This window comes from Candidatus Aalborgicola defluviihabitans (genome assembly GCF_016705985.1).
Taxonomy (GTDB): Bacteria; Pseudomonadota; Gammaproteobacteria; order Burkholderiales; family Burkholderiaceae_C; genus Allorhodoferax; species Allorhodoferax defluviihabitans.
In genome coordinates, this window is record NZ_JADJKN010000002.1 from 636,727 (window position 1) to 659,745 (window position 23,019).

Annotated in this window: 15 protein-coding genes and 1 pseudogene; 5 read left to right on the forward strand and 11 right to left on the reverse strand. The window is 60.7% G+C overall.

What is annotated here, in order from left to right:
• The first annotated feature begins 2 nt into the window (after positions 1-2).
• Entirely contained in the window at positions 3-3,224 is a 3,222-nt protein-coding gene (locus IPI80_RS03465; protein ID WP_413857169.1) for an efflux RND transporter permease subunit, read from the forward strand.
• 190 nt (positions 3,225-3,414) lie between these two features.
• Here the strand turns inward: IPI80_RS03465 and ssb are convergent.
• A pseudogene (ssb, locus tag IPI80_RS03470) lies at positions 3,415-3,911 on the reverse strand (single-stranded DNA-binding protein).
• A gap of 33 nt (positions 3,912-3,944) precedes the next feature.
• Entirely contained in the window at positions 3,945-5,150 is a 1,206-nt protein-coding gene (locus tag IPI80_RS03475) for an MFS transporter (RefSeq protein WP_413857592.1), read from the reverse strand.
• 162 nt (positions 5,151-5,312) lie between these two features.
• Here IPI80_RS03475 and uvrA point away from each other — a divergent pair, with 162 nt between their 5' ends.
• Entirely contained in the window at positions 5,313-8,423 is a 3,111-nt protein-coding gene (uvrA, locus tag IPI80_RS03480; protein WP_413857171.1) for an excinuclease ABC subunit UvrA, read from the forward strand.
• Positions 8,424-8,528: 105 nt separating this feature from the next.
• The gene (locus IPI80_RS03485; RefSeq protein WP_413857173.1) at positions 8,529-11,357 is read left to right on the forward strand and encodes a tetratricopeptide repeat protein; all 2,829 of its coding nucleotides are present in this window, start codon (positions 8,529-8,531) and stop codon (positions 11,355-11,357) included.
• Positions 11,358-11,370: 13 nt separating this feature from the next.
• On the opposite strand, the gene IPI80_RS03490 is transcribed toward IPI80_RS03485, so the two are convergent.
• From IPI80_RS03490 to IPI80_RS03530, 9 genes are all read right to left on the reverse strand, one after another.
• Positions 11,371-11,991, reverse strand: a complete 621-nt coding sequence (locus IPI80_RS03490) for a glutathione S-transferase family protein (protein WP_413857175.1) — start codon at positions 11,989-11,991, stop codon at positions 11,371-11,373.
• Positions 11,992-12,010: 19 nt separating this feature from the next.
• Positions 12,011-12,712: a glutathione S-transferase family protein gene (locus IPI80_RS03495; RefSeq protein WP_413857177.1), complete on the reverse strand. Its 702-nt coding sequence runs from the start codon at positions 12,710-12,712 to the stop codon at positions 12,011-12,013.
• Positions 12,713-12,791: 79 nt separating this feature from the next.
• On the reverse strand, positions 12,792-14,249 hold the full coding sequence (locus IPI80_RS03500) for a DUF1501 domain-containing protein (RefSeq protein ID WP_413857178.1): 1,458 nt from the start codon (positions 14,247-14,249) through the stop codon (positions 12,792-12,794).
• A gap of 2 nt (positions 14,250-14,251) precedes the next feature.
• A complete protein-coding gene (locus tag IPI80_RS03505; RefSeq protein WP_413857180.1) occupies positions 14,252-16,084 on the reverse strand; it encodes a DUF1800 domain-containing protein in 1,833 nt (610 codons plus the stop codon).
• 113 nt (positions 16,085-16,197) lie between these two features.
• Positions 16,198-17,034: an orotidine-5'-phosphate decarboxylase gene (gene pyrF, locus IPI80_RS03510; RefSeq protein WP_413857182.1), complete on the reverse strand. Its 837-nt coding sequence runs from the start codon at positions 17,032-17,034 to the stop codon at positions 16,198-16,200.
• Positions 17,035-17,039: 5 nt separating this feature from the next.
• Positions 17,040-17,852, reverse strand: coding sequence for a uracil-DNA glycosylase (locus IPI80_RS03515; RefSeq protein WP_413857184.1), 813 nt, complete (start codon positions 17,850-17,852; stop codon positions 17,040-17,042).
• A gap of 15 nt (positions 17,853-17,867) precedes the next feature.
• Positions 17,868-18,335, reverse strand: coding sequence for a ribosomal protein S18-alanine N-acetyltransferase (gene rimI / locus IPI80_RS03520; RefSeq protein WP_413857186.1), 468 nt, complete (start codon positions 18,333-18,335; stop codon positions 17,868-17,870).
• Positions 18,336-18,337: 2 nt separating this feature from the next.
• The gene (gene tsaB / locus IPI80_RS03525; protein ID WP_413857594.1) at positions 18,338-19,105 is read right to left on the reverse strand and encodes a tRNA (adenosine(37)-N6)-threonylcarbamoyltransferase complex dimerization subunit type 1 TsaB; all 768 of its coding nucleotides are present in this window, start codon (positions 19,103-19,105) and stop codon (positions 18,338-18,340) included.
• Between the two features lie 10 nt (positions 19,106-19,115).
• Positions 19,116-20,162, reverse strand: coding sequence for a DMT family transporter (locus IPI80_RS03530; protein ID WP_413857188.1), 1,047 nt, complete (start codon positions 20,160-20,162; stop codon positions 19,116-19,118).
• A gap of 58 nt (positions 20,163-20,220) precedes the next feature.
• Between IPI80_RS03530 and dacB the strand changes: the two genes are divergently transcribed.
• On the forward strand, positions 20,221-21,690 hold the full coding sequence (dacB, locus tag IPI80_RS03535; RefSeq protein WP_413857190.1) for a D-alanyl-D-alanine carboxypeptidase/D-alanyl-D-alanine-endopeptidase: 1,470 nt from the start codon (positions 20,221-20,223) through the stop codon (positions 21,688-21,690).
• Positions 21,691-21,833: 143 nt separating this feature from the next.
• On the forward strand, positions 21,834-23,009 hold the full coding sequence (locus IPI80_RS03540; protein ID WP_413857192.1) for an SGNH/GDSL hydrolase family protein: 1,176 nt from the start codon (positions 21,834-21,836) through the stop codon (positions 23,007-23,009).
• Positions 23,010-23,019 lie beyond the last annotated feature (10 nt).

A 23,019-nucleotide genomic window follows, 5' to 3' on the forward strand; every position in this document is an offset into this window, starting at 1 on the left:
GCATGTTTCTCTCCGACTTCAGTATCAAGCGCCCGGTCGCCACCATTGTCCTGATCATCGCGCTCATGGCCATGGGCCTGCTGGCACTCAACAAGTTGCGGGTCAACCAAAACCCGGATGTGGAAATTCCCGGCATCCAGGTTTTCATCAACTACCCCGGAGCCTCGCCGGACTCAGTCGAACGCGAAATAGTCAACCGGCTTGAGCGCTCCTTCCAAAGCGTCTCGGGCGTCAAAAATGTGTACTCCACCAGCAAGGAAGGCAATGCCAGCTTCTGGATCGAGTTCGCCTTCAACAAGAATATGATCGAGGCGGCCGACGACGTCCGCACTGTCATTTCCAGTGTGCGCTACAAGTTGCCCACGGAAATGCGCGAACCCATCGTGCGCCATTTCGACCCGGCCGCCCAGCCCATCATGAATCTGGCCCTGTCCAGCAGCAAGCAAAGCCACGCCGAAATTTCCCGCGTCGCTGAAGACGTGCTGGCCGACAAGCTACGCGCGGTACCCGGCGTAGCCACCGTCAATGTCAATGGCTCACTCAAACGCGAACTTTCGGTGCTGTTGCGATCGGACAAATTGCGGGAGTTCAACGTCTCGGTGGGTGACGTGACAGCCGCCCTGCGCGCGCAAAACGCGAACGCTCCGGTGGGTAAGGTGCTCAGCTCCCTGGACGAGGAAAGCATCCGTCTGGTCGGACGCATTGAGTCGCCCGAAGAATTCCAGGGCATTGTAGTCAAGCGTGTGAATGGCCAGGTGGTGCGCTTGTCACAAGTAGCCACTATTCAGGACGGCTATGCCGATCTGGACGGTTTTAGCATCCGCAGTGGAAAGCCTAACGTGGGAATCTTTGTGGTGCGTGCGCGAGATGCCAGCACGGTCAGCGTGGCTGAGGATATTCGAAAAGTAGTGGAAGACGTCAATAAGGATTTCGACAAGGACGGCAATGGCACCAAGCTGGAAATCACGCGTGACGGTGGTACAGACGCCCAACGCAGCCTCAACAACGTGGTCGAATCTTTGGTGCTGGGCGCCTGTCTGACCATTTTCGTGGTGTACGCCTTTCTTAACTCCTGGCGCTCCACGCTCATTACTGCGTTAAGTCTTCCTACCTCAGTCATCGCCGCCTTCATTGCTGTCTGGCTATGCGGTTTTACGCTCAACTTCATGACGTTGCTGGGGCTCTCGCTGGCGATTGGCGTGCTGATTGACGACGCCATTGTGGTGCGGGAAAACATCGTGCGCCACATGCAACGCGGTTCTGACCGGCGCAAGGCCTCGCTGGATGGCACGGCCGAAATTGGCCTGGCGGTGGCAGCCACCACCTTCTCCATCATCGCGGTGTTTATTCCGGTGGCCTTCATGCCTGGCGTGTCCGGCGAATGGTTTCGGCCCTTTGCATTGACAGTAACCTGTTCGGTGCTGGTCAGCCTGGGCATCTCTTTTACGCTGGACCCCATGCTATCGGCCTACTGGGGCGACCCACCGGACCACCATACCGCGCCAAAGAAAGGCTTTGAGGCGGTCCTGGCACGCTTTAACACCTGGTTTGACCACCAGGCAGACCGGTACGGCAACGTGATTGCCTGGGCCCTGCACCACCGCCGCTGGATGGCCATCATTGCAGTGTCCAGCCTGCTGGTGGCCATAGTGTTGCAAGTCAAAGTCGGTGGCACCGCCTTTTTACCAACGTCGGACTCCGGCAACCTGATGATTGAGGTCCGCACCCCTCCTTCGTCTTCGCTGGAATACGCACGGCTAAAAATGGAACGCGCTGCTGAACTGGCGCGCACCATACCCGAGACCAAGGACACCAACAGCAACATTACATCGGGTGGTGGGCGCATCTATATCGACATCGGCAAGCGCAACACCCGCGCCCGTACCGCCAAGGCGATCGCCACCGATCTGCGTGAAAAAGTTCGTGGCCTGGTCGGCGCCGAATACACTGTGCTTGACGATCTGAATAATGGTGCACGCAAGCCGATCCAAATTGACTTCACCGGGCCAGACTCCCGCAAGTTGTTGGAAATTACCAGTGCCTACATGGATAAGTTGCGTCTGATTCCGGGTGCCGTCGATGTGGGCCTGTCGCAGCAAGATCCCAAGAAGGAGCTGACCATTGAACTCAACCGCAGCTTGGCTAACTCCATGGGCATCTCGGCCAACGACGCAGCACAGGCCTTGCGGGTGGCCTTTGCTGGCATCGAAGTTGGCGACTGGGTAGACCCCACCGGCGAGACCCGTGACGTTGCTGTGCGCCTGCATCCCGACGACCGGGTTAGCAAGGAAAACATCGAACGCCTGCCCATTGCCGTGAGTGGAACCAACCTGATGGTGCCACTGGACCAGATTGCCACCATCAGCATGGGCAAGGGCCCATCGGGCATTGAGCATGCCAATGGCAAACGCACCATCACCGTGTCTGCCAATGCGCAGGGCCGTTCCAACGGCGAGGTGACGGACGATGCCATGAAGCTGGCCAAGAGCTTTGACTACCCACCGGGCTATGGCCTGTCCCTCGGCGGTGCCGGCCAGGACCAAAAGGAATTGTTCACCGAAATGCTGATAGCCCTGCTGTCGGGTATTGGCCTGATGTACCTGATCTTGGTGATGCAGTTCGGCTCATTTACCGCACCGCTGGGCGTGATGCTTTCCCTGCCGCTGTCGTTGATCGGCGTGGTGCTGGCGCTCTTGATCACCCGTGGCACGCTCAACCTGATGAGCTTCATTGGCATCATCATGCTCATGGGCCTGGTGGCCAAGAACGCCATTTTGCTGCTCGATGCTGCCCGCAAGAAGGAGGCCGAGGGCGTGGACCGCGAAGATGCCCTGATGCATGCCGGACGGGTGCGCCTGCGACCCATCCTGATGACCACCTTTGCCTTGATTGCCGGCATGATGCCGGTTGCCATTGGTTTGGGTGAGGGCGGCGAGTTTTACCAGCCCCTGGCAGTGGCCATCATTGGCGGCACTATCACCTCCACCCTGCTGACCCTGCTGGTGGTGCCCACCTTCTATGACAGCATCGAAATAAGTCGCGACCGCATGGTGGCCAAGTACCAGCGACGTGCCACGCGCATGAACGGTCTATTGGCCTTTGCCCTGACCTTTGCCGAAGCGATTCTGACACTGTTGTTGTTGCGCCTGGTGTACCGGCTGCTGATGCGCCTGGTTGCCCGAATCACCGGGACTCGGCGCCTGGCACCTTCCGGATCACACTGACACCAACCGAAATCCAGCCGGCCACCACCCACACAACGGGCGCAAGGGGCGTGGCGTCTGGCCAGGGTGTGCCAAATGATGTTGTCAGGAATTGCCTGCGTGTTCATGGCATCGTCAAAAGCATTGTGCACTGAAAAACCCGGAGCGGTGGGGCACCGATCCGGGTTTTGAATTGGGAAAACGGAACTGTCTAAAAAGGAATGTCGTCATCCATGTCTTCAAAGCCACTGGCCGGGCGCGGGGGCGGTGCCTGGCGTGCGGCAGGTGCTGCGGCAGCCGGGCGCGGGGCGCTGGTGCAGGACGGCGCGGTGCGCTGTCGTAACTGCCTTCGTCACCCGACGGCTCGCCCATGCCTTCACGGCCACCCAGCATCTGCATCTCGTTGGCGATGATGTCGGTGGCGTATTTCTCGACTCCATCTTTGTCGGTGTACTTGCGGGTCTTGATGCGGCCTTCCACATAGACCGAACGTCCTTTCTTCAGGTACTGGCTCACGATCTCGGCGAGCTTACCGAAGAAAGTTACGCGGTGCCATTCGGTCTCTTCCACCATTTCGCCGCTCTTGTTTTTGTACTTGCTGCTGGTGGCAATGGTGATGTTGGCCACCGGCTCGCCGCTGGGCATGTAGCGCACTTCAGGGTCGCGCCCCAGGTTGCCGACCAGAATGACTTTATTGACTGATGCCATGGTGTTCCTAATTCTCTGAATGTGGGAAGGAGTTTAGCCGGCCTTGGGTGCGTGCGACTGGGTTAGAGATGGCGCCTCCATGGGCCAGGCTACGAACAACCAGGCCAACATGGCCAAGGCAGACACAATGAACAGAGCCTGTGGCCCATGGCTCTTGACCAGCCACCCACCCACAGCGCCACCAGCAAACAGACCCAGCGATTGCAGGCTGTTATACATCCCAAGGGCCGTGCCCCGGGCACTGGTGGGTGCCAGACGAGACGCCATACTGGGTTGACTGGCTTCCAGCACATTGAAGCCACAGAAAAAGACAAACAGCACAAAACCCAGGGCATTCACCGTGGGCGTGCCGAGCACAATGCCCAGCAGCCCGAGTTGCACCAGGCAAATCACCCCTACCGAGGACAAAAAGACGGCACGCAAATAACCCCGCCGTTCCAGCGGAAACAGGGTCGCGCCCATGACCACAAAAGAAGCCAGAACGGCCGGCAGGTAGACCCACCAATGGTGATCCTTGGGCAAACCGGCCTGAACCAGCATGGTCGGCAACGCCACCCACATGGACAGTTGCACCGCATGCAAAATGAACACGCCGAAATACAGGCGTCGCAGGCCAGGATTGTGCGCAGCAGTACGCAGGCTCGCACCCAGGCTGACCGGGGCCTGCTCGGCGTGCTTGGTGGGCTCCGGCGGAACCATCCACAGCACCACCGCAACACCAATAATTGCCAAAACGCAAGTGAGCGCAAACATGCCATTTAATCCCATGACGGCATTGAGTAGCGGCGACAGCACCAGCGACACCGCAAACATCAGACCAATACTGGCGCCGACCAGTGCCATGGCCTTGGTTCGCACCACGTCACGGGTCTGATCGGCCAACAGCGCGGTGACAGCGGCCGAAATGGCGCCGGCACCCTGCACTGCGCGTCCCGCAACCAGCCATGCCATGGTTGGTGCCAGGGCCGCTATGGCGCTGCCCAGGGCAAAGACCAGAAGCCCAATTACCATGATGCGCTTGCGACCAAATCGGTCCGAAGCCACCCCAAAGGGAATCTGTAACAGGCCCTGGGTCAGGCCGTAAATTCCCATTGCCATGCCGATAAGAGCCGGGTCATCGCCCCCTGGGTATTTGCGGGCTTCCAGAGAGAAAACTGGCAGCACCAGAAACAGGCCCAACATGCGCAGGGCAAAAATCAAGGCCAGCGACGCGCTCGAGCGTCGCTCCTGAGCGGTCATAGCCGTTGTAGTGGGTGGCGTCCCGGCGTCTGGAGACAGGGTGGTGGATGAAGACAAGACTGTAAAACCCATGGGCACCGCACGGTGCGGCAAGAAACTCCATTGTCTCCGATCCACCTTCAACCGGCCCAGGCTGGGCCGAAAATACCGCAAGTCACTATCATGGTGGGTTTCCCTTTACCGGCACCTACCTTGAATTCTTCATTTGACGACAAGCACCTCGAAGCCCAACTGGAAGGGAAGTACCTGGCCCGCGCCTTGCAGCAACAAACCATCAGCATCCGGGGTGCGCGCACGCACAACCTGAAGAACATCGACCTGGACATTCCGCGCAACCAGCTGGTGGTGATTACGGGGTTGAGTGGCTCGGGCAAGTCCAGCCTGGCCTTTGACACCCTGTACGCCGAGGGGCAGCGCCGCTATGTCGAAAGCCTGTCCACCTACGCCCGCCAGTTCCTGCAGTTGATGGACAAGCCCGACGTGGACGTGATCGAGGGCCTGTCGCCTGCCATCTCCATCGAGCAAAAGGCCACCAGCCACAACCCGCGCTCCACCGTGGGCACGGTGACCGAGATTCACGACTACCTGCGCCTTTTGTTCGCCCGTGCCGGCACGCCCTACTGCCCCGACCACGATCTTCCCCTGCAAAGCCAGACGGTGAGCCAGATGGTGGATGCCGTGCTGGCCCTGCCGGTGGACACCCGCCTGATGATTCTGGCCCCGGTTGCGCGCGAGAAGAAGGGCGAGTTTCTGGATGTGTTTGCCGAAATGCAGGCCCAGGGCTATGTGCGTTTCCGGGTCAACGGCGTGATTTATGAAGTTGACGATCTGCCCGTGCTCAAGAAGACCGAGAAGCACGATATTGACGTGGTGATCGACCGCGTCAAGGTCCGCGCAGATATGCAGCAGCGCCTGGCAGAAAGTTTCGAGGCGGCCCTGCGGGTGGCCAACGGGCGCGCCATCGCCCAGGAGATGGATACACCGGATAGCTCTGAAAATGATAGTGCCTTACGTAGATCCGACGAGGGCTACAGGCCAAAAGAGCATTTATTCAATGCGAAGTTTGCCTGCCCGGTGTGCAGCCACTCCATCTCGGAGCTGGAACCGCGGCTGTTCTCTTTCAACTCGCCCGTGGGCGCGTGCCCTGCCTGTGACGGCCTGGGGCAGCAGGAGTTTTTCGATCCGGCGCGGGTGGTGGCTTTTCCCACGCTGAGTCTGGCCAGCGGCGCCATCAAGGGCTGGGACCGGCGCAATGGCTATTACTTTTCCATGCTGGAGAGCCTTGCCAAGCACTACAAGTTTGACATCGATGCCCCGTTCGACACGCTCCCTCAAACGGTGCAAGCGGCCATCCTGCACGGCTCGGGCGAGGAGGAGATCAAATTCAGCTACGTCATGGATTCCGGGGCGTCACAAGGCAAAAAGCTCTCCAAAAAGCACGCCTTTGAAGGCATCCTCCCCAACATGCAGCGGCGCTACCGCGACACCGACTCCAGCGTGGTACGCGAAGACTTGGCCCGCTTCCGCAGCACCCAGCACTGCCCGGTTTGCGATGGTACGCGCCTGCGTCTGGAGGCACGCCACGTCAAGATTGGCGAGGGTGATCAGGCCCGGGCCATTTACGAGATCAGCCGCGCCACCCTGAAGGAAAGCTACGCCTACTTCCAGACCCTCACTATGCACGGTGCCAAAGGCGACATTGCCGCCAAGGTGGTGCGCGAGATCGGCTTGCGGCTGAAGTTCCTGAACGATGTGGGGCTCAATTACCTCAGCCTGGACCGCAGCGCCGAGACGCTCAGTGGTGGCGAAAGTCAGCGCATCCGCCTGGCCTCGCAAATTGGCTCCGGCCTGACTGGCGTAATGTATGTGCTGGACGAACCATCCATTGGCCTGCACCAGCGCGACAACGAGCGCCTGATCGACACCCTCAAGCACCTGCGCGACATTGGCAACAGCGTGTTGGTGGTGGAACACGACGAGGACATGATGCGCGCAGCGGACCACATCATCGACATGGGTCTGGGCGCGGGCATTCATGGCGGGCGTGTCATTGCCCAGGGTAATTTTGAGCAAGTCAAAGCCAACACCGAATCACTCACCGGCCAATATTTGGCCCATACGCTGCAAATTGCGGTTCCCAAACGCCGCACGCCCTGGCTGCCCACCGTGCACGGTAGCAGCTACAAAGGGCCGGACAAAAACAAGCAGCGCTTCGCGCCCAGCCCGGCTGCCGAACGCCGTGCAGCACGTGAAGCACACCACCAGGCCACGCTGGGTGACTTGCAAGCCTTGCGTGTGGTGGGCGCCACCGGCCACAACCTGAAAAATGTCAGCGTGGATTTCCCTGTGGGCCTGTTCACCTGCGTGACGGGTGTATCGGGTTCAGGCAAGTCCACCCTGGTGAACGACACGCTCTACGCGGCTGTGGCGCGCACCCTCTACCGCGCCCATGAAGAACCGGCAGCGCACGTGGCCATTGAAGGCATTGAGCATTTCGACAAGGTCATCAATGTTGACCAGAGCCCGATTGGCCGCACGCCGCGCTCGAACCCAGCCACCTACACCGGCTTGTTCACCCCCATCCGCGAGTTGATGGCCGAGGTGCCCATGGCGCGCGAACGCGGTTACGGCCCGGGGCGCTTCAGTTTCAACGTAGCCGGTGGCCGCTGCGAAGCTTGCCAGGGTGACGGAATGGTCAAGGTGGAGATGCACTTTCTGCCCGACGTGTACGTGCCCTGCGACGTATGTTTGGGTGCGCGCTACAACCGCGAAACGCTGGAGGTGCTCTACAAGGGCAAGAACATTGCGCAAATACTGCAGCTCACGGTAGAGGCCGCATACGACTTCTTGCAGGCGGTACCCACCATCGCCCGTAAGCTACAGACGCTATTGGATGTGGGGCTCTCGTACATCAAGCTCGGCCAAGCTGCCACCACCTTGTCCGGCGGGGAGGCGCAGCGCGTCAAGCTGGCACTGGAACTGAGCAAGCGCGACACTGGACGCACGCTCTACATTCTGGATGAACCCACCACGGGGCTGCACTTCGCTGACATTGCCCTGCTGTTAAACGTTTTGCACCAGCTGCGTGACGCCGGCAACACCATCGTTGTCATTGAGCACAACCTGGATGTCATCAAAACCGCCGACTGGCTGATTGATATGGGCCCCGAGGGCGGTTCGGGCGGTGGCACGGTGCTGAGCATAGGCACACCAGAAGACATTGCTGCCAACCCGGCCAGCCATACCGGGCGGTATCTGGCGCGTTTGCTGTAAGCGGTTCAACTGCGGCATGGTTCGCCAGCGAGCGTGCTATTGTTCGCCCACGCAGCCCACAACGGCTGTCGCTCTACCATTAAAGCCCACTCCGCACGCCACACAATGCAACTGTTCGAGCGCAATGTCGAAGTTGATCGTCTTCTCAGCACATTGGACGACGCCTGCCCACTGGAAGAAGCCCTGCAGAACCAATGCACAGTGGCATGGTATTTACGACAGCGGGACAATGCCCACGCCAACCAACTGGCGCAGTGCGTGCGGCAGGCCTTGGCGGCACAGCACGCCATCCCTTCACCTGCGGCCCAACGGCTGGAGGCCCGTTTAAGTCTTATCGATGCAGAAACCGCCTGGCTGATGTCCGATCTGGAGCGCGCGCTCCAGATGGCCCAGACCGCGCTGCAGGTTTTCAAGATCTTGCAAGACTCTATTGGTTGTTCAGATACGCAGGGCATTCTGACGTCCATCCACTCCAGCGCCGGCAACCTGTCATTGCGTGACGAATGCCTGGCCGCAGCCGTGCACAGTGCACAGCAAAGCGGCGACGCCCAGCGGCTGGACTTCCTGGAGGCCACCCAGGCGCGCTACGCGACCTTGCGCGATGTGCACCTGAGCCATGCGCTGTGGGGTGCGCGCTTCTCCGAAGGTGAGGAACCGGTCCACCCCTGTGCAGCTACCAGCGTCCACTCTTACTTTGCAACACGCGACTACAACTCTGGCAACTTCGCCGGTGCCCTGCAACACTTTGACCGCGCCTTTGCTGCCGCAATGGCCTCTGGCCAGGTCGTCACGGCGGTGGTCGTGGCAGTCAATACCGGAAGTGCTTATGGAGTGCTCAACGACCACGAGGCCGCACTAGAATGGCTGCAACGCGGTCTGGATCTGGCCCGCCCTAATGGCTGGGCCATCACACTGGGCCCCTGTTTGCGCCAGATGGGCGAAATTCTTCGGGTCATGGGCCGGCTGGATGCGGCGCAATCGCTGCTAGACGAGGCCATGCAGGTCTACACGCCGTTGCGCCACTCGCGCAATTTCAGCTCAGTGCTGAGCGGTCTGGGTGACCTGGCCCAAACCCGCGGCGACTACCAGCGCGCGCTGGCCCTGTTTCGCGAACAGGTCGAACGGGCCCAGCATATGGCCCAGACCGACCAGGCTATTGAAGGCCACATCGGAATTGCCAGCGCTTTGCTGCAATTGGGTGATGTTGCCGAGGCAGAACGCGAGGTGCAAGCCGCCTTGCAACTGGCACAAAACCAGGGTGCTGCGGTGCTGGAAGTCAGTTGCCTGCGGCTGATGGCGCGCATCGACACCAGCCATGGTAAACGGGCGCTCGCCCTTGAGCGCCTGGAACAGGCCCTGGTAGCTGCCCGCCAGATCGACGGTTATCTGATTCCGGGCGACCTGCTGTTCCTTTTGGCCGAAGAATATTCCCAGCAGGGACGCCATGCTGAGGCCTATCGCATGGCGGTGCAGGCCAGCGAAGCGCGCGAACGGGTATCGAGTCAAGAGGCGTCCAACCGCGCCACTGCCATGCAGGTTCGCCTGGATACCGAGCGTTCCCACGCGCAAACGGAGCACCACCGCCGCCAGGCCGAGGCTGAAGCGCGCCGAGCCGAATTGCTGCAACAAAGCAGCGACACCTTGGAACGACTGGGGACGATTGGTCAAGAAATCACCTCGCAGCTGGACAAGGAAAATGTCTTTGCTGCCATTGAACGTCACGTGCACGGCCTGTTGGACACCACCAGCTTTTCCATTTATATGATGGACGCTGATGGCCAGGGGCTGACGTCGGTGTACGACATCGAAGAAGGCGTGCGTCTGCCCAGCGACCGGGTACACATTAGCGACACACAGTCTTATTCGGTACGCTGTGTTCGGGAGCGACGAGAGTTGTTAGTGGACTTTGCCGACATGGTCACAAAACCGAACTATGTGCCCGGCACCCTGGCCACCATGAGCGCCCTGTTTGCACCGCTGGCCATTACTGATCGGGTGCTCGGTGTCATGACCATCCAGTCGACCCGTGCCCATGCCTATGCCGAAAACGAACGCCTGATCTTCCGCACCCTGTGCGCCTATACGGCCATCGCCTTGGACAACGCGGTGGCCTACTCCCACCTGCGCGATGCCAAAAACCAACTGGTGGTGCAGGAAAAACTTGCTGCTCTGGGCTCACTGGTGGCTGGTGTGGCGCACGAACTCAACACGCCCATCGGCAACAGCTTGCTGACTGCCAGCACGCTGCAGGAGAACACAGCGGTGCTGGAAGCTGCCGCCGCCGGCGGGACCATGCGTCGAAGCGCCCTGGCCGACTACATCGCTTCCACGCAAGAGGGACTGGAACTGGTGATCCGTGGGTTGCACTCTGCCGGGGAACTGGTTCAGAGCTTCAAACAGGTTGCTGTGGATCGTGCCACGGAACAGCGACGCAGCTTCGACCTGTTACGCACCAGCCAGGAAGTAGTGGCCACCCTGCAACGCGGCGTCCAGAGGGCAGGGCACAAGCTCACCATGGATATGGAACCGGACATCCTGCTCGACAGCTACCCCGGCCCTTATGGCCAAGTGCTGACCAACCTCATCAACAACGCTTTGCTGCATGCGTTCGAAGGTCGCCAGGGTGGCACTATGCACCTGCACGCCCAACGACTGCGTCCATCGCAAGTTGAAATTCGGTTCACGGACGATGGTGTGGGCATCGCGCCCGAGAACCTGAGCCGAGTTTTTGACCCGTTCTTCACCACCAAGCTGGGCAAAGGCGGTAGCGGACTGGGTATGTCCATCAGCTACAACATCGTCACCTCGCTGTTTGGCGGTGAAATGGCAGTCAGCAGTGTCCTTGGTCAGGGTAGCTGCTTTACGTTGCGGTTGCCACTGGAAGCGCCACTCAACACGGTGGACACGCTGCACGCGCCTGAACTGGAGCGTTAAGAAGCAGGGTGGCTTACTTCGCAGCAGCGCTGGGACGGTCGGCCACCCGATCACGCCAGGCCTGCAACGCCAGCATGCCCTCATGGCCGGGCTTGAACTTCATCAGCTTGGCAAACTCGATGGCACAAAACGCAGTGATGTCGGCAATGGTGAAGCGGTCACCGGCAATCCACGGCTGGCGCTCCAGCACATGGTCAAACCAGGCTGCCACCTCGCGCACCTTTTGCGCCTGGGATTGACCATACTCCGGAAATTGCGGCTGCTCCAGTGGCGCCAGACCTGGGTGGGTGTGGCGCACGACGTTGGCGATGCCACCCAACAGGTACAACTCAACCCGACGGTCCATCATTTCGATGAATGCGCGCTCCTCAAAATTCTCGCCCATCAGGTTGGGTTCGGGGTGCAGGCCTTCCAGATAGGTGCAAATGGCACGGGTTTCGGTCAGCACGCGGCCATCGTCCAGCTCCAGCGCGGGCACTTTGGCCAACGGGCTCTTGGCCCGGTAGGCCTCACCCTTGTGTTCATTGGCGTTGAGATCGACATTGACCAAGTCGATACCGGCAATGCTTTTTTCAACCATGAACATCATCACGCGCCGTGGGCTGGGCGCACCGGGCGATACATACAGTTTCATGCGAGTCTCCTGGATTTCATTACTTGCGGGATTGTCCCGTTTCCAGCATTTTGCGCGCACCTTCGGCAAACGCTTTGGCCTGTTCGGCATCGTCCGTGCGCAGGTCCAACGATGAAGGCGGCATCTGGATGCCGCGCAGCACCGCAGGGCGGGCACGAATGGCATCGAGCCAACGCTTGAGGTTCGGCAGGTCATCCATCTCTACCCCCGACCATCGGTGGGTGCGCACCCAGGCCCAGTTGGCGATGTCGGCAATGGAGTAATCACCAGCCAGGTATTCATGGTCCTTGAGGTGGCCATCCAACACGCGAAACAAACGCTTGCTTTCCCCCTGGTAGCGGTCAATCACACTCTGGATTTTTTCGGGAAAATATCGATGAAAAACATTGGCCTGGCCCATCATGGGACCGATACCACCCATCTGGAACATCAACCACTGGATCACGCGCGAGCGGCCCTTCATGTCCGTCGGCATCAGACGTCCGGTCTTCTCCGCCAAGTAGATAAGGATGGCGCCCGACTCAAACACGGCAAAGTCACCCTCATCACGGTCGACAATGGCGGGAATGCGCCCGTTGGGGTTAATGGCCAGAAACGTTGGCGTTTTCTGCTGACCCTTGGACAGGTCCAGCACCTGCAGGCTGTAGGGCAGCGCCAGTTCTTCAAGGGCTATGGATATCTTGTGCCCATTGGGCGTGGCAGCGGTATAGAGATCAATCATGGCGGCGGGGCTCCCGGCAAGTTTAGCCTTGCATTCTGCCCGCGAGCACCAAAGCGCGCTGTCACAGGGTTGCCAGGTTCTAGCCCATGAAGCCTAGATTGGTCGGGTAGTCGGGTCGCCCAGCGGCCACACCAAAGCGCCGCAGATTGGGCAGAATACCGGCAAGCTCCGGGTCAGTGACGCCGAACCAGGTGGCCAAGGTTGCTGCGTACTGATCCACCGCAGTAGATGGCAGCAGGCGCCCCTGCCCCACATGCCACTGGTCCTGCGCCGCAGCCGTGCTGCCTACGCTCACAGGAGGTGGCGTACCGTAAAAAGCAGCACCCCGTACGGCACCGCCCACAACCAAGTGGTGGCTGCCCCAGCCATGATCAGTGCCGTCGCCATTGGAGGCCAGTGTGCGGCCAAAGTCCGAGGCGGTGAAGGCGGTAACATGGTTGGCCACGCCCAACTCCACTGTGGCGTTGTAAAACGCTGTCATGGCATCACTGACCTTGCCCAGCAGTGCGGGGTGCTGGGCAATCAAGTTGTCATGCAGGTCAAAACCCCCAATGGACACCATGAAGACCTGGCGTTTGGCACCCAACGCATTGCGCGCACCAATGAGGCGCGCCACCATCTTGAGCTGGTCAGCCAGCGAGTTGCTGGCGGGAAAACCCGTACCCAGGCTCACACCGGCCAGGCCGGAGGTGATCTGCGTCTCCGCCCCAATGGCCCTAGCAGTGACGCGGTTGCATTCGTTCTCCAGAACATGGGTGCGCGGCTGCTGAACCAGGGTGGCCAAGGCGGCTTTCACTGCGCTAGAGCCATACACATTGTTCTTGACCGCGTTGATGGCCACAGCACCGCCGGGACTGACCTGGTAAGACAAGGCGCTGTCACCCGACAGAAACACCGCATTGCCCGTGACGTTGATGCAGGTGAACAGCGAATTGCCGTTGCCAGCCATGGCCAGGTCTCCGATGTTGCCGCCCCAGCCAATGGTGGAGCCTTCGGGCGAGGACGACTGCCAAATGGACTGCTGGTCATTGTGGGAGAAGAGCTTGGGCGGACGCGGATAGTTGGCACGATCAGAGCTGCTGTACTGTGCCTTGGTCAACGGCACCACTAGCGGGCCAACATTGAGCTGCACCGCCGCATGGCCTGCATTAAACAAATTGGCCATCCCGGTCATAGCCGGGTGCAGCGCGTATTGCCTGCCACCCGCCAGCGGGGCGAAAGGATTGAGCAAAGTGGGTGCCAGTGCAGACTTGGCCAGAGCAATACCACCGGCTGTCTGGCCGGCACCACCGCGTCGTATGGCGCTATACAAGTTGTAGCTTTCGTCGTCATAGGTGACGACCGTATTGGCATAGTCATTACCACCATAGAAAAACACGCAGACCAGGGCTTTGTAATCGGTGGCATCGAAGGCTGCCGCCTCGCCAATGGCAGCCAGGTTCAACGCGAACGGCAACGCAGTGCCGCTCAGAGCCAGCTGGGCGCTGCGGCGCAGGAAGGCACGGCGGCCCTGGTTGTCGGGTTGTTGGTTATGCATGGCTATTTCTGGATCAGGTATTCGCTGGATGCCATGACCAGCAGCACCGCTGCGGCCACGCGGTTGCGCTTGTTGGCGTCGGTACTGGTGGCGGTCAGCGCCGTGGCATTGAGTGCATTCACGATCAGGGTCTGGTTGGTTACCGACATTTGGCCCGCGCACAGCAACAGGTTCAGCCGCTTGACCAGCGCGGTGGCGTCCAGCACCAGGGCCAGCTCAGCTGTGTAGCTGGCGGCGATGTCATACCCATTGGTGGTATTGCTGGTGCTTTGCGGCAGGTCCGGTGCATTCACGTAAATACCGTTTCGAATGACGCCCTGTATGGCGTTAAGGTAGCCGCCCACGCTGCTCTCGTTGACCAACTGAAACTCGGGGGCTGGTGTGAGCGAGGCACTCAGTGCCGTACTGGGCGGAACATAACCGGGGCGGAAATAATTGAACACACTGGGTGAGCGCAGCGGGCTTTGCCCCAGCTGCGTGGCGGGGTTGCTCTGGTCGCCAATCTTCCAGCTACCCCGCGCGGACCCAATGCCAAAGCTGCGCCCCCATTGCACAAACCGCACCATTGGTTCGCGCAGCTTGCCAAAACCATTCTGCATGAGGCCGCCGGGGCCACGCGCTTCGTCGTCCAGCAACACAGCGGACAACACCGCCTGCAGGTCGCCGCGCACGCCGGCTCCATTGTTGTTAAAAGCGCTGGCCACCCGCGCTACGTAAGCCGGACTGGGGTTGCTGGTGACCAGCCGCTGGATCATCTGCTTGCCAAAGAAGGGGCCGACGTTGGGGTGGTTGAACAGGGTGTCCAGCGCCGTGCGCAGCGCGGCCACACCGTCGGTGTCGGCCGGCACGGTGGCACCAAGAAAGGTGGCTGCCAGTGCAGAGTGGTTGTTGGGGGTTAGGCGCATGGGGATGCGCGTGAACACCGTGTTGGGAATGTTGCGACGGTTAACTGGTTCCAGCGTGTTGACGTTCTGCGTCTGGTCGAAGTCCCATCCGGTGAACACGCGGGCAATGTTGGTGATGTCGCTTTGGGAGTAAGTCTCGATTTTGTTGCCATTACCGTCGCGCTTTTCAGTTCCATCCAGGTTGAGCTGATACAGGCCGATGGTGAAGAGTTGCATCACCTCACGACCGTAGTTTTCATCCGGTGCGCGATTTGTGGCGACGTTTTCCTTGAGGTTCCCTTTGGTGTTCAGGTAGTAGCCCATGGCCGGGTGGAGGGTGACATCCTCCAGCAGCTTGCGGTAGTTGCCAAAGGCATTGGACGCCAACATGTCCCACCATGCGGCAATGGCGTAGCTGCGCCAACTGAAATCCAGTCCTGATAGCGACACCACGAAAAACTCGGACAAGGCCAAGGCCACGCGCTTGCGCACCGCATCGCTGGACGTCATGAGCTGATTCCAGACCATGTAGTCGCCGGGGTAGGTGTTGTCGTAGAAATTGGTGCTGCTGCTGATGGTGCCGTAGCCGCGCACATTGAGCCAGTCAAAACCGGTCTGGCTCGCCGGGGTAGCGAATTGCTCGCCCAGCCAGGCGGCATAACCTTTGGCACGCACGGCGGCCATCTCGGCATCGGATGCAGAAAACTGGGCCTGTAATAGAAACCGTGCGGCATCTTCGTCGTTGTTAGCGGACGGGTAATGGCGACCGACACCTTGATCTGTCGGATCGGTGGGAGGTGCGATGGCTGTGCCACTGCCTCCACCGCCACAGGCGGTGACCAGTGCAGAGAGTGCCAGAGCAGCCGCAAGGGGCGCGTTGGGGGTTTCGCTTGTGGAGCCTGGCGGTGATGCAAGCGCCGGCTCACATTCGCTGTAATCTGTGACGCGCATAGTGTTGTGACTCTCGTTCGACAAGAGTTTCAGCTTAGCGGTAATCACTCCCACGCATTGTGATAAGTGCGCCGTCAAGCGCATCAAGTGTTACGCCATGTAACGCCTGGGAGCTAGCGCGCTGCCGCCAACAGGTCGCGGGTGCGCAGGGCCTCGCGCCGCGCCGCATCGGCAAAGTTCACACTGGCGTCGGCGTACAAAATGGCACGCGATGAGTTGACAACAATGGCTCCAGCCGTGGTGCCATCCTGAACGCGCAGGCCAGCCTTGACGGTGGCAACTGCGTCACCACCCTGGGCGCCCACACCCGGGATCAACAGGGGCACGGTGGGGGCAAGGGCCCGCACGCGCTCAATCTCTGCCGGGTAGGTAGCACCGACCACCAAGCCTAGCTGGCCATTGAGGTTCCAGGGGCCTTGCACCAACCACGCAATGTGTTCGTATAGCAAGGGCTGGCCTTCCACCGAGGCCAGACGTTGCGACTGCAAATCATCCCCACCGGGGTTGGATGTACGGCACAGCAGGAAAGCCCCTTTGCCGTGGTACTGAAGATAAGGTGCTACCGAGTCAAAGCCCATAAAGGGTGACAGCGTGACGGCGTCAGCGCCATAGCGCTCAAAGGCCTCAATGGCGTACTGCTGGGCTGTGCTGCCAATGTCGCCCCGCTTGGCGTCCAGAATAACGGGCACATGGGGCGCAACGTTGCGAATGTGGGCAATGAGCCGCTCCAACTGTGCCTCGGCGCGGTGCGCGGCAAAGTAGGCGATCTGCGGTTTGAAGGCGATCACCAGGTCGGCGGTGACGTCCACAATGGCGGCGCAAAAGTCAAAAATCTTGTTGGCGTCACCCCGCCAGTGGGTAGGAAACTTGGCCGGTTCCGGGTCCAGCCCTACGCACAACAGCGATCCATTTTGCTGCTCGGCAGCGCTCAGTTGCTCAAGAAAGGTCATGAGCCCTATTGTAGGTGGGCCCCCTCCAGCACATCCAGGGCCAAACACAAATCGGCCCAGGCTTTGGCCTTGTCGGCGCTGGCGCGCAACAGCACTTTGGGGTGGTAGCTCACCACGACCGGAATACCCTGATAGTGGTATACCGTGCCGCGCTGCTTACCCAGGGGCAGGCTGGCCTGCTCAGGGTGTTCCTGTAACAACAGTTGTGTGGCAAAACGCCCCAGCGCCAATATGAGCTTGGGTTGCACCAACCCGATTTCGCGTTGCAGGTACTGCGCGCACTGTTGCAAGTCTGCCGCCTGGGGCAGGCGACCGGCAGGTGGACGGCATTTGACGACGTTGCACAGGTAGGCGCCCTGGCGTGCCTGGCCGTTGCGGCTGGCATCCACGGCTTTGAGCATGTTGTCCAGCAGCACGCCGGCTTGCTCCGCAAAAGGCTGGCCCAGGTGGTCCTCGTCTTCATCGGGCGGGTCTCCCACCACCATCCAGTCGGCTTGCACCGCGGTTGCAGGGGCGCACAGCGTGGACTGCTTGCGCCCAGCGTACAGGCCGCAGGCCTGGCAGATGGCGGCCGATTGGGCCAACGCGTCCCAGTCCATGTCTTGCAGCGCCAAAGGCTGGCCGGGTGCTGACGCGGACCTAACGGGCACAGCCACTGCCTGGGTGCGCTGGGGTTGTCCGGGTGGTGGTGCAGGGGACGCAGATTGCTCTTCAGCGAGCGTACCGGTGGCCGCCACCGGCACCCTTTCAGGCAGCCAGACGTGCACACCCATCTCTTGCAGCATGGCGCGTTGGCGGGTGTCGAGTTCTAAGACCATGGTGGATTCTCGCCGTTACAGCTTCAGGCTCATGACCACGGCATCCTCACGCTGGCCGTGGATGGACGGGTAATAGTCCCGGCGGTAACCCACGCGTCGGTAACCATGGGCTTCGTAGACCCGCATGGCCCGTTCATTGCCAACGCGCACCTCCAGCCACAGCCACTGCGCTGTGCGACCTCGCGCCCACAGGGTCAGCGCGTCCAGCATGACGCGGGACCAACCCTGGCCTCGGTATTCGGGCGCCACGGTGATGTTGAGCAGATGCACTTCCTCAAAGCCCTCCATGGCCACAAAGTAGCCCAAGAGCGCATCGTCTGCCACCAGCATCTGGGCCTGGTAGCCGGCTTGAAGCGCATCCAGGAAATGGCTACGGTTCCAGGGGTGGGCGTAGGCACGTTGTTCCACCGCCAACACGGCGTCCAGTCGCTCGGCCGTCAGGCTCTGAAATTGCGCTTGCGCCATGGCCTTGGCACTGGACATGCTCAGATCCCGGTTGCGACCAAGCTGGCCACCTTCTCGGCCATGCGTTCGGCCGTGGTCTTGGCTACCTTGTCGCGGATATAGCTGGGCAGGGCGTCTTTGGCAGCCACGGTCATGCCCGCAGCCATCAGTTGGGGGGCCAGACGCAACATTGCCATGGCGGTGGGCAGTGCGGGAAAATGCATCGCCGTGGAGGCGGCAGCATCACCAGCAGCCACGCGTTCGCCGTATACAGTAAACACATTGCCGGCCATCAGCCAGGGCGCGTTGTCTTTGCCGTTTGCCGCATGTGGACGGGTCAGGTTTTCAGGGCGCACCAGGGCGCTGGCTTGCTGTTCGGTCCATTGGCCATCGACGTTCCAGGCATAGGTAGCGGCGTACAACTCGTCCATGCGCGCGTCCAGCAGGGCCGTTACCACAGCCGTGCTTTGGCCATTCAAAGCGGTGAAACGCGCCTCTTCCGCCAGTGCCAACAGGGAGTCAACCGGCAGCACGGGCACGTTCGCGCCAAAGGCCAAGCCCTGCGCCACCGAGCAAGCGGTCCGCAGACCAGTAAACGATCCCGGCCCGCAGCCAAAGCAGATGGCATCGAGTTGATCCAACCGCAAACCGGCCTGCAGCAGCAAATCCAGGACAGCCGGAATCAGATCGGTAGACGCTTTGGCGCCGCCTGTGGCGTTGTGTTGCCAAAGGCGCACCTGGCCCTGCTCCGTGCGCGCAACGGCAACCGACATCACTTCGGTCCCGGTATCAAACGCCAGCAGATTCATGGTTTCCACATCACCTATAGCCATTTCGGCCTCTAGCCCTCGTAGATGCTACGTTAGGCGCTACTGATTTAATAGTAATTTTAGCCATGCCACGCACCCCAAACACAATGCCACAGGTCACCAAGGCCAGGCCGGCCAGCAGATTCCAGACCAGGGGCTCGCCCAGAAAGATCGCTGCAGAGATGGCCGACAGCCCTGGAACCAGGGCCGTAATCATGGTGGAACGCACCGGGCCAAAGTACTGAATCATCTTGGTAAAGGTAATGCCCGACACCACCACCGAGCCCACGCCCTGGAAGAACATCTGAAACGTCATGTCAGCAAGGGGTGCCACCAGCGCCTGACCCGGAACCAGGTGCAGAAGCAGCAGCACGGTGTAGATGGGCACATAGACGATAGAAGCCACCGCCGTGACGGCAATGGTGGCGCGCACCGCATCCAGCGCAAAGTGGCGCACCAGCACACTATAGGTGGACCAACACAGCGAGGCCAACACAAACAGCACATCGCCCCGCCAGACGCCACTACCGTCCAGCGCATGCAAGAGGCTGCTGCCGCCCACCAGCAGGTCGCCTCCCACGATCAAAACCAGGCCCAGTGCCCGGCTGGTAGAGACGCGATCTCCCAGAATCACGTAAGCCAACAGCGTGGTCCACAAGGGCAGGCTGCCCGGCATCAGCACCGAGGCGTGGGCCGCTGGCGCAAACACAAAACCGCTGTAGGCCAACATGGCGTACAGCAGGCCGCCAAAAAAACCGGTGATCAGGGTCTGGCGCAAGGGCAGCGGCGACAGACCAAACAGCGAGCCGGCCCAGGGCTGCGTGCGGCGGTCACGGCGCACCAGCCACCAGCCCCAAGGCAGCAAAATCAGGCCGGCACCAAGCAGCCGTGCATAGACGATGTCAAACACGTTGAGCACACCGCCGCGTGCCGGATCGGCCGATGCGCGCGCGATAACGATGAACGATGTCCAGATCGTGACCGTGATGACCGCCGCCAACACGCCCACCGCTTTGGGCGACAAGGCTGCAAACGGGTTCTTGAACGGGGTGGGCATCGCCAAGATTATCGGGGAAGGCGCGCCTAAGCTGGCCGTGCGCCGGATAATCCCGCAGATGCTGTTCACCTTGCGATTGCTTCTTGTCTCCCTTCTCGCCGCCTTATTGGGCTGCACGGCCCAGGCCCAGGGCCTGCCTCCCGAAATTGACGCCGCCCTGGCCCGAGCCAAAGTGCCGCGCGATGCCGTATCGGTTCTGCTGTTGGACGCGCAGGGCCAGAGCGCGCCGCGCATCAGCCACCGGGTGGACGTGCCCATGAACCCTGCCTCGGTCATGAAACTGGTTACCACCTTTGCCGCGCTGGACCTGCTGGGGCCAGCCTACACCTGGAGCACGCCGGTCTATATCGACGGCACGATGCGGGACGGCACGCTGCACGGCAACCTCATCATCCAGGGCCAGGGCGACCCGAAGCTGGTGCTGGAGCGCTTGTGGCTGCTGCTGCGCCGGGTGCAGGGCCTGGGCATCCAGACTATTTCCGGTGACATCGTGCTGGACCGCAGCGCCTTTGACATACCGCCACTCGACCCGGCCAGCTTTGACGGCGAGCCGCTGCGCCCCTACAACGCCGCGCCCGACGCGCTGCTAATCAACTTCAAATCGGTGGTGATGACCCTGGCGCCCGAACCCGGCAATACCGTGGCCCGCGTGCAATACGACCCGCCCCTGGCCGGGGTACAGATGCAGGCCACAGTGCCGTTGCTGGCGGGTGACTGCGGCGACTACCGCGCCCAGCTAAAGGCTGATTTCAGCGATCCCAACCGCATCCGCTTTGCGGGCGGTTACCCCGCAAGCTGTGGCGAAAAAGTCTGGGCTGTGGCCTATGCCGACCCTGGCAGTTACGCCGCACGCGCAGTGCAGGGCCTGTGGCAAAGCATGGGCGGCAAGCTGCAAGGCAGCGTGCGCTTGGGTGTGATTCCCAAAGCCGTCGGTGGCGCTGCACCCAAACCCTCGTTCGAGCTGCGCTCTGCCCCCTTGGCTGAAATCATCCGTGACATCAACAAGTTCAGCAACAACGTGATGGCGCAGCAGGTGTACCTCACTTTGGGCCGCGCACTACCCACTGCCACCACCGCAAGCACCAGCGGGGCGATCACCACGCCAGCGCTACCCGGCAACTATGCCGCGTCGCAGACCGTGGTACTGCATTGGTGGAAAGATCGCATCAGCCCTACCGACTTGCCCATAATGGACAACGGCTCAGGTCTGTCACGCAGCGAACGCATCAGCGCCCAGGCCCTGGGCCGACTACTGCAAACCGCCTATGCCTCACCCACCATGCCGGAGTTAATGGCGTCTCTGCCCATCACCGGCGTGGACGGCACGCTGCGCCGCGTCAAGACCCAAGCTGCGGGCTCGGCCCACCTGAAAACCGGGAGCTTGACCGACGTGGTAGCAGTGGCCGGCTATGTGCACGGGACTGGCGGCAGGCGCTGGATACTGGTGGCCCTGGTTAACCATGCAAATGCCCGCGCCGCCCGCCCAGCCATTGACGCCCTTGTCGAATGGGCAGCCAAACTGCGCTGAATACCCCCATCTGTATTTATCTTTACACAATTAAGCTGAGCCCTCCAATCCCCGTCAGTATTTACCCCATGGTCCGTGAGACTCAACCCTTTTATCATTAACAGTCCGAAAACGAACGGTCGTTCTATTTAATGGAGAGAGCAATGAAACAATGGAAATGGGCAGCGGTTGCTGCGAGCTGCGCGGTATTTTTAGCGGGATGCGGCGGAGCCAGCGACGGCTCTGACATCACGCCCAAGACCATTGCGCCTTCGGTCAAAGTCTTTGGTGACAGCATCATGGACAGCGGCACGTTTGGCTACAAGTTCACCATCCAGAGCGCCGACCCTGCAAAGCCCTTCCTGATCTTCCCGGAATTGGTAGCCGCCAACTTTGGCGTGAGCAACCTGTGCTCTTTCTTCCGTTTTAACGGAACGACCTTCATACCCAACACTGCCTGCACCAGCTTTGCAGTGGGCGGTGGCCGCGTTAACAACCTGACCAATGCATCGGCTCCCAGCAACAGCGTTCCGTTCTCTATCACTTACCAAATGGCAGTGGGCTCGGCCACACTGGCGCCCAGCGATTTGGTCATCATTGACGGTGGCGGCAACGATCTGGCGGACCTGACCGGTGCCTACCTGGGCGCCACCACACCCACTGGTGTTGGCACCTATATCGGCCTGCTAAACACCCTGCTGCCTCCAGCCACCGTATCGGCCATCATCGGCGCAACTCCCACTCCCACCAGCTTGGGTACTGCCGCTGGCGCTTATGCACAAGCCGTGGGCCAGACACTGGCGGCCTCCATCAAGGCCAATATCGTCGCCAAGGGTGTGAGCAAGGTTGTTGTCGTCAATTCGCCCGACATCACTGTTACACCACGCTTCATGGCTGTTCTCTCCGCAGTAGCCGCTGCTGGCGGTAGCGCCCAGCGCGATGCCGTGCAGGGCGCCGTGCGCGCCTGGACCGCTGCCTTCAATGGTGCTTTGGCCCAGGGTCTGGCCGGCACCAATGTGCAGTTATTTGACCTGAACACTGAAGGCGGCAAAATCAGCGCCAACCCGGCCCAGTTTGCCCTGACCAACATCACCACCCCGGCTTGCCCCAAGGTTGCTGGCGGTCTGGACACTACCACCGGTCAAGCCAGCCTGAGCTACCCTGCCACCGTGGCAGCTTGCAATTCGGCCAGCATGTCGGCCAATATCCCTGTGGGTGAGACCGCCGCCGACTGGTGGACACGTTATGCCTATTCCGACAACTTCCACCCTACGCCAGCACTGCACAAGTTGATCGGCCAATCCATCAACCTGCAACTCGCAAGAGCGGGCTGGTTGTAATTCACGGAGT

Coding starts and splice junctions, on each gene's coding strand:
- IPI80_RS03465 (WP_413857169.1), top strand. CDS start 3: ATGTTTCTCTCCGACTTCAGTATCAAGCGCCCGGTCGCCACCATTGTC.
- IPI80_RS03475 (WP_413857592.1), bottom strand. CDS start 5,150: ATGACCGCTCAGGAGCGACGCTCGAGCGCGTCGCTGGCCTTGATTTTT.
- uvrA (WP_413857171.1), top strand. CDS start 5,313: ATGGTGGGTTTCCCTTTACCGGCACCTACCTTGAATTCTTCATTTGAC.
- IPI80_RS03485 (WP_413857173.1), top strand. CDS start 8,529: ATGCAACTGTTCGAGCGCAATGTCGAAGTTGATCGTCTTCTCAGCACA.
- IPI80_RS03490 (WP_413857175.1), bottom strand. CDS start 11,991: ATGAAACTGTATGTATCGCCCGGTGCGCCCAGCCCACGGCGCGTGATG.
- IPI80_RS03495 (WP_413857177.1), bottom strand. CDS start 12,712: ATGATTGATCTCTATACCGCTGCCACGCCCAATGGGCACAAGATATCC.
- IPI80_RS03500 (WP_413857178.1), bottom strand. CDS start 14,249: ATGCATAACCAACAACCCGACAACCAGGGCCGCCGTGCCTTCCTGCGC.
- IPI80_RS03505 (WP_413857180.1), bottom strand. CDS start 16,084: ATGCGCGTCACAGATTACAGCGAATGTGAGCCGGCGCTTGCATCACCG.
- pyrF (WP_413857182.1), bottom strand. CDS start 17,034: ATGACCTTTCTTGAGCAACTGAGCGCTGCCGAGCAGCAAAATGGATCG.
- IPI80_RS03515 (WP_413857184.1), bottom strand. CDS start 17,852: ATGGTCTTAGAACTCGACACCCGCCAACGCGCCATGCTGCAAGAGATG.
- rimI (WP_413857186.1), bottom strand. CDS start 18,335: ATGTCCAGTGCCAAGGCCATGGCGCAAGCGCAATTTCAGAGCCTGACG.
- tsaB (WP_413857594.1), bottom strand. CDS start 19,105: ATGAATCTGCTGGCGTTTGATACCGGGACCGAAGTGATGTCGGTTGCC.
- IPI80_RS03530 (WP_413857188.1), bottom strand. CDS start 20,162: ATGCCCACCCCGTTCAAGAACCCGTTTGCAGCCTTGTCGCCCAAAGCG.
- dacB (WP_413857190.1), top strand. CDS start 20,221: ATGCTGTTCACCTTGCGATTGCTTCTTGTCTCCCTTCTCGCCGCCTTA.
- IPI80_RS03540 (WP_413857192.1), top strand. CDS start 21,834: ATGAAACAATGGAAATGGGCAGCGGTTGCTGCGAGCTGCGCGGTATTT.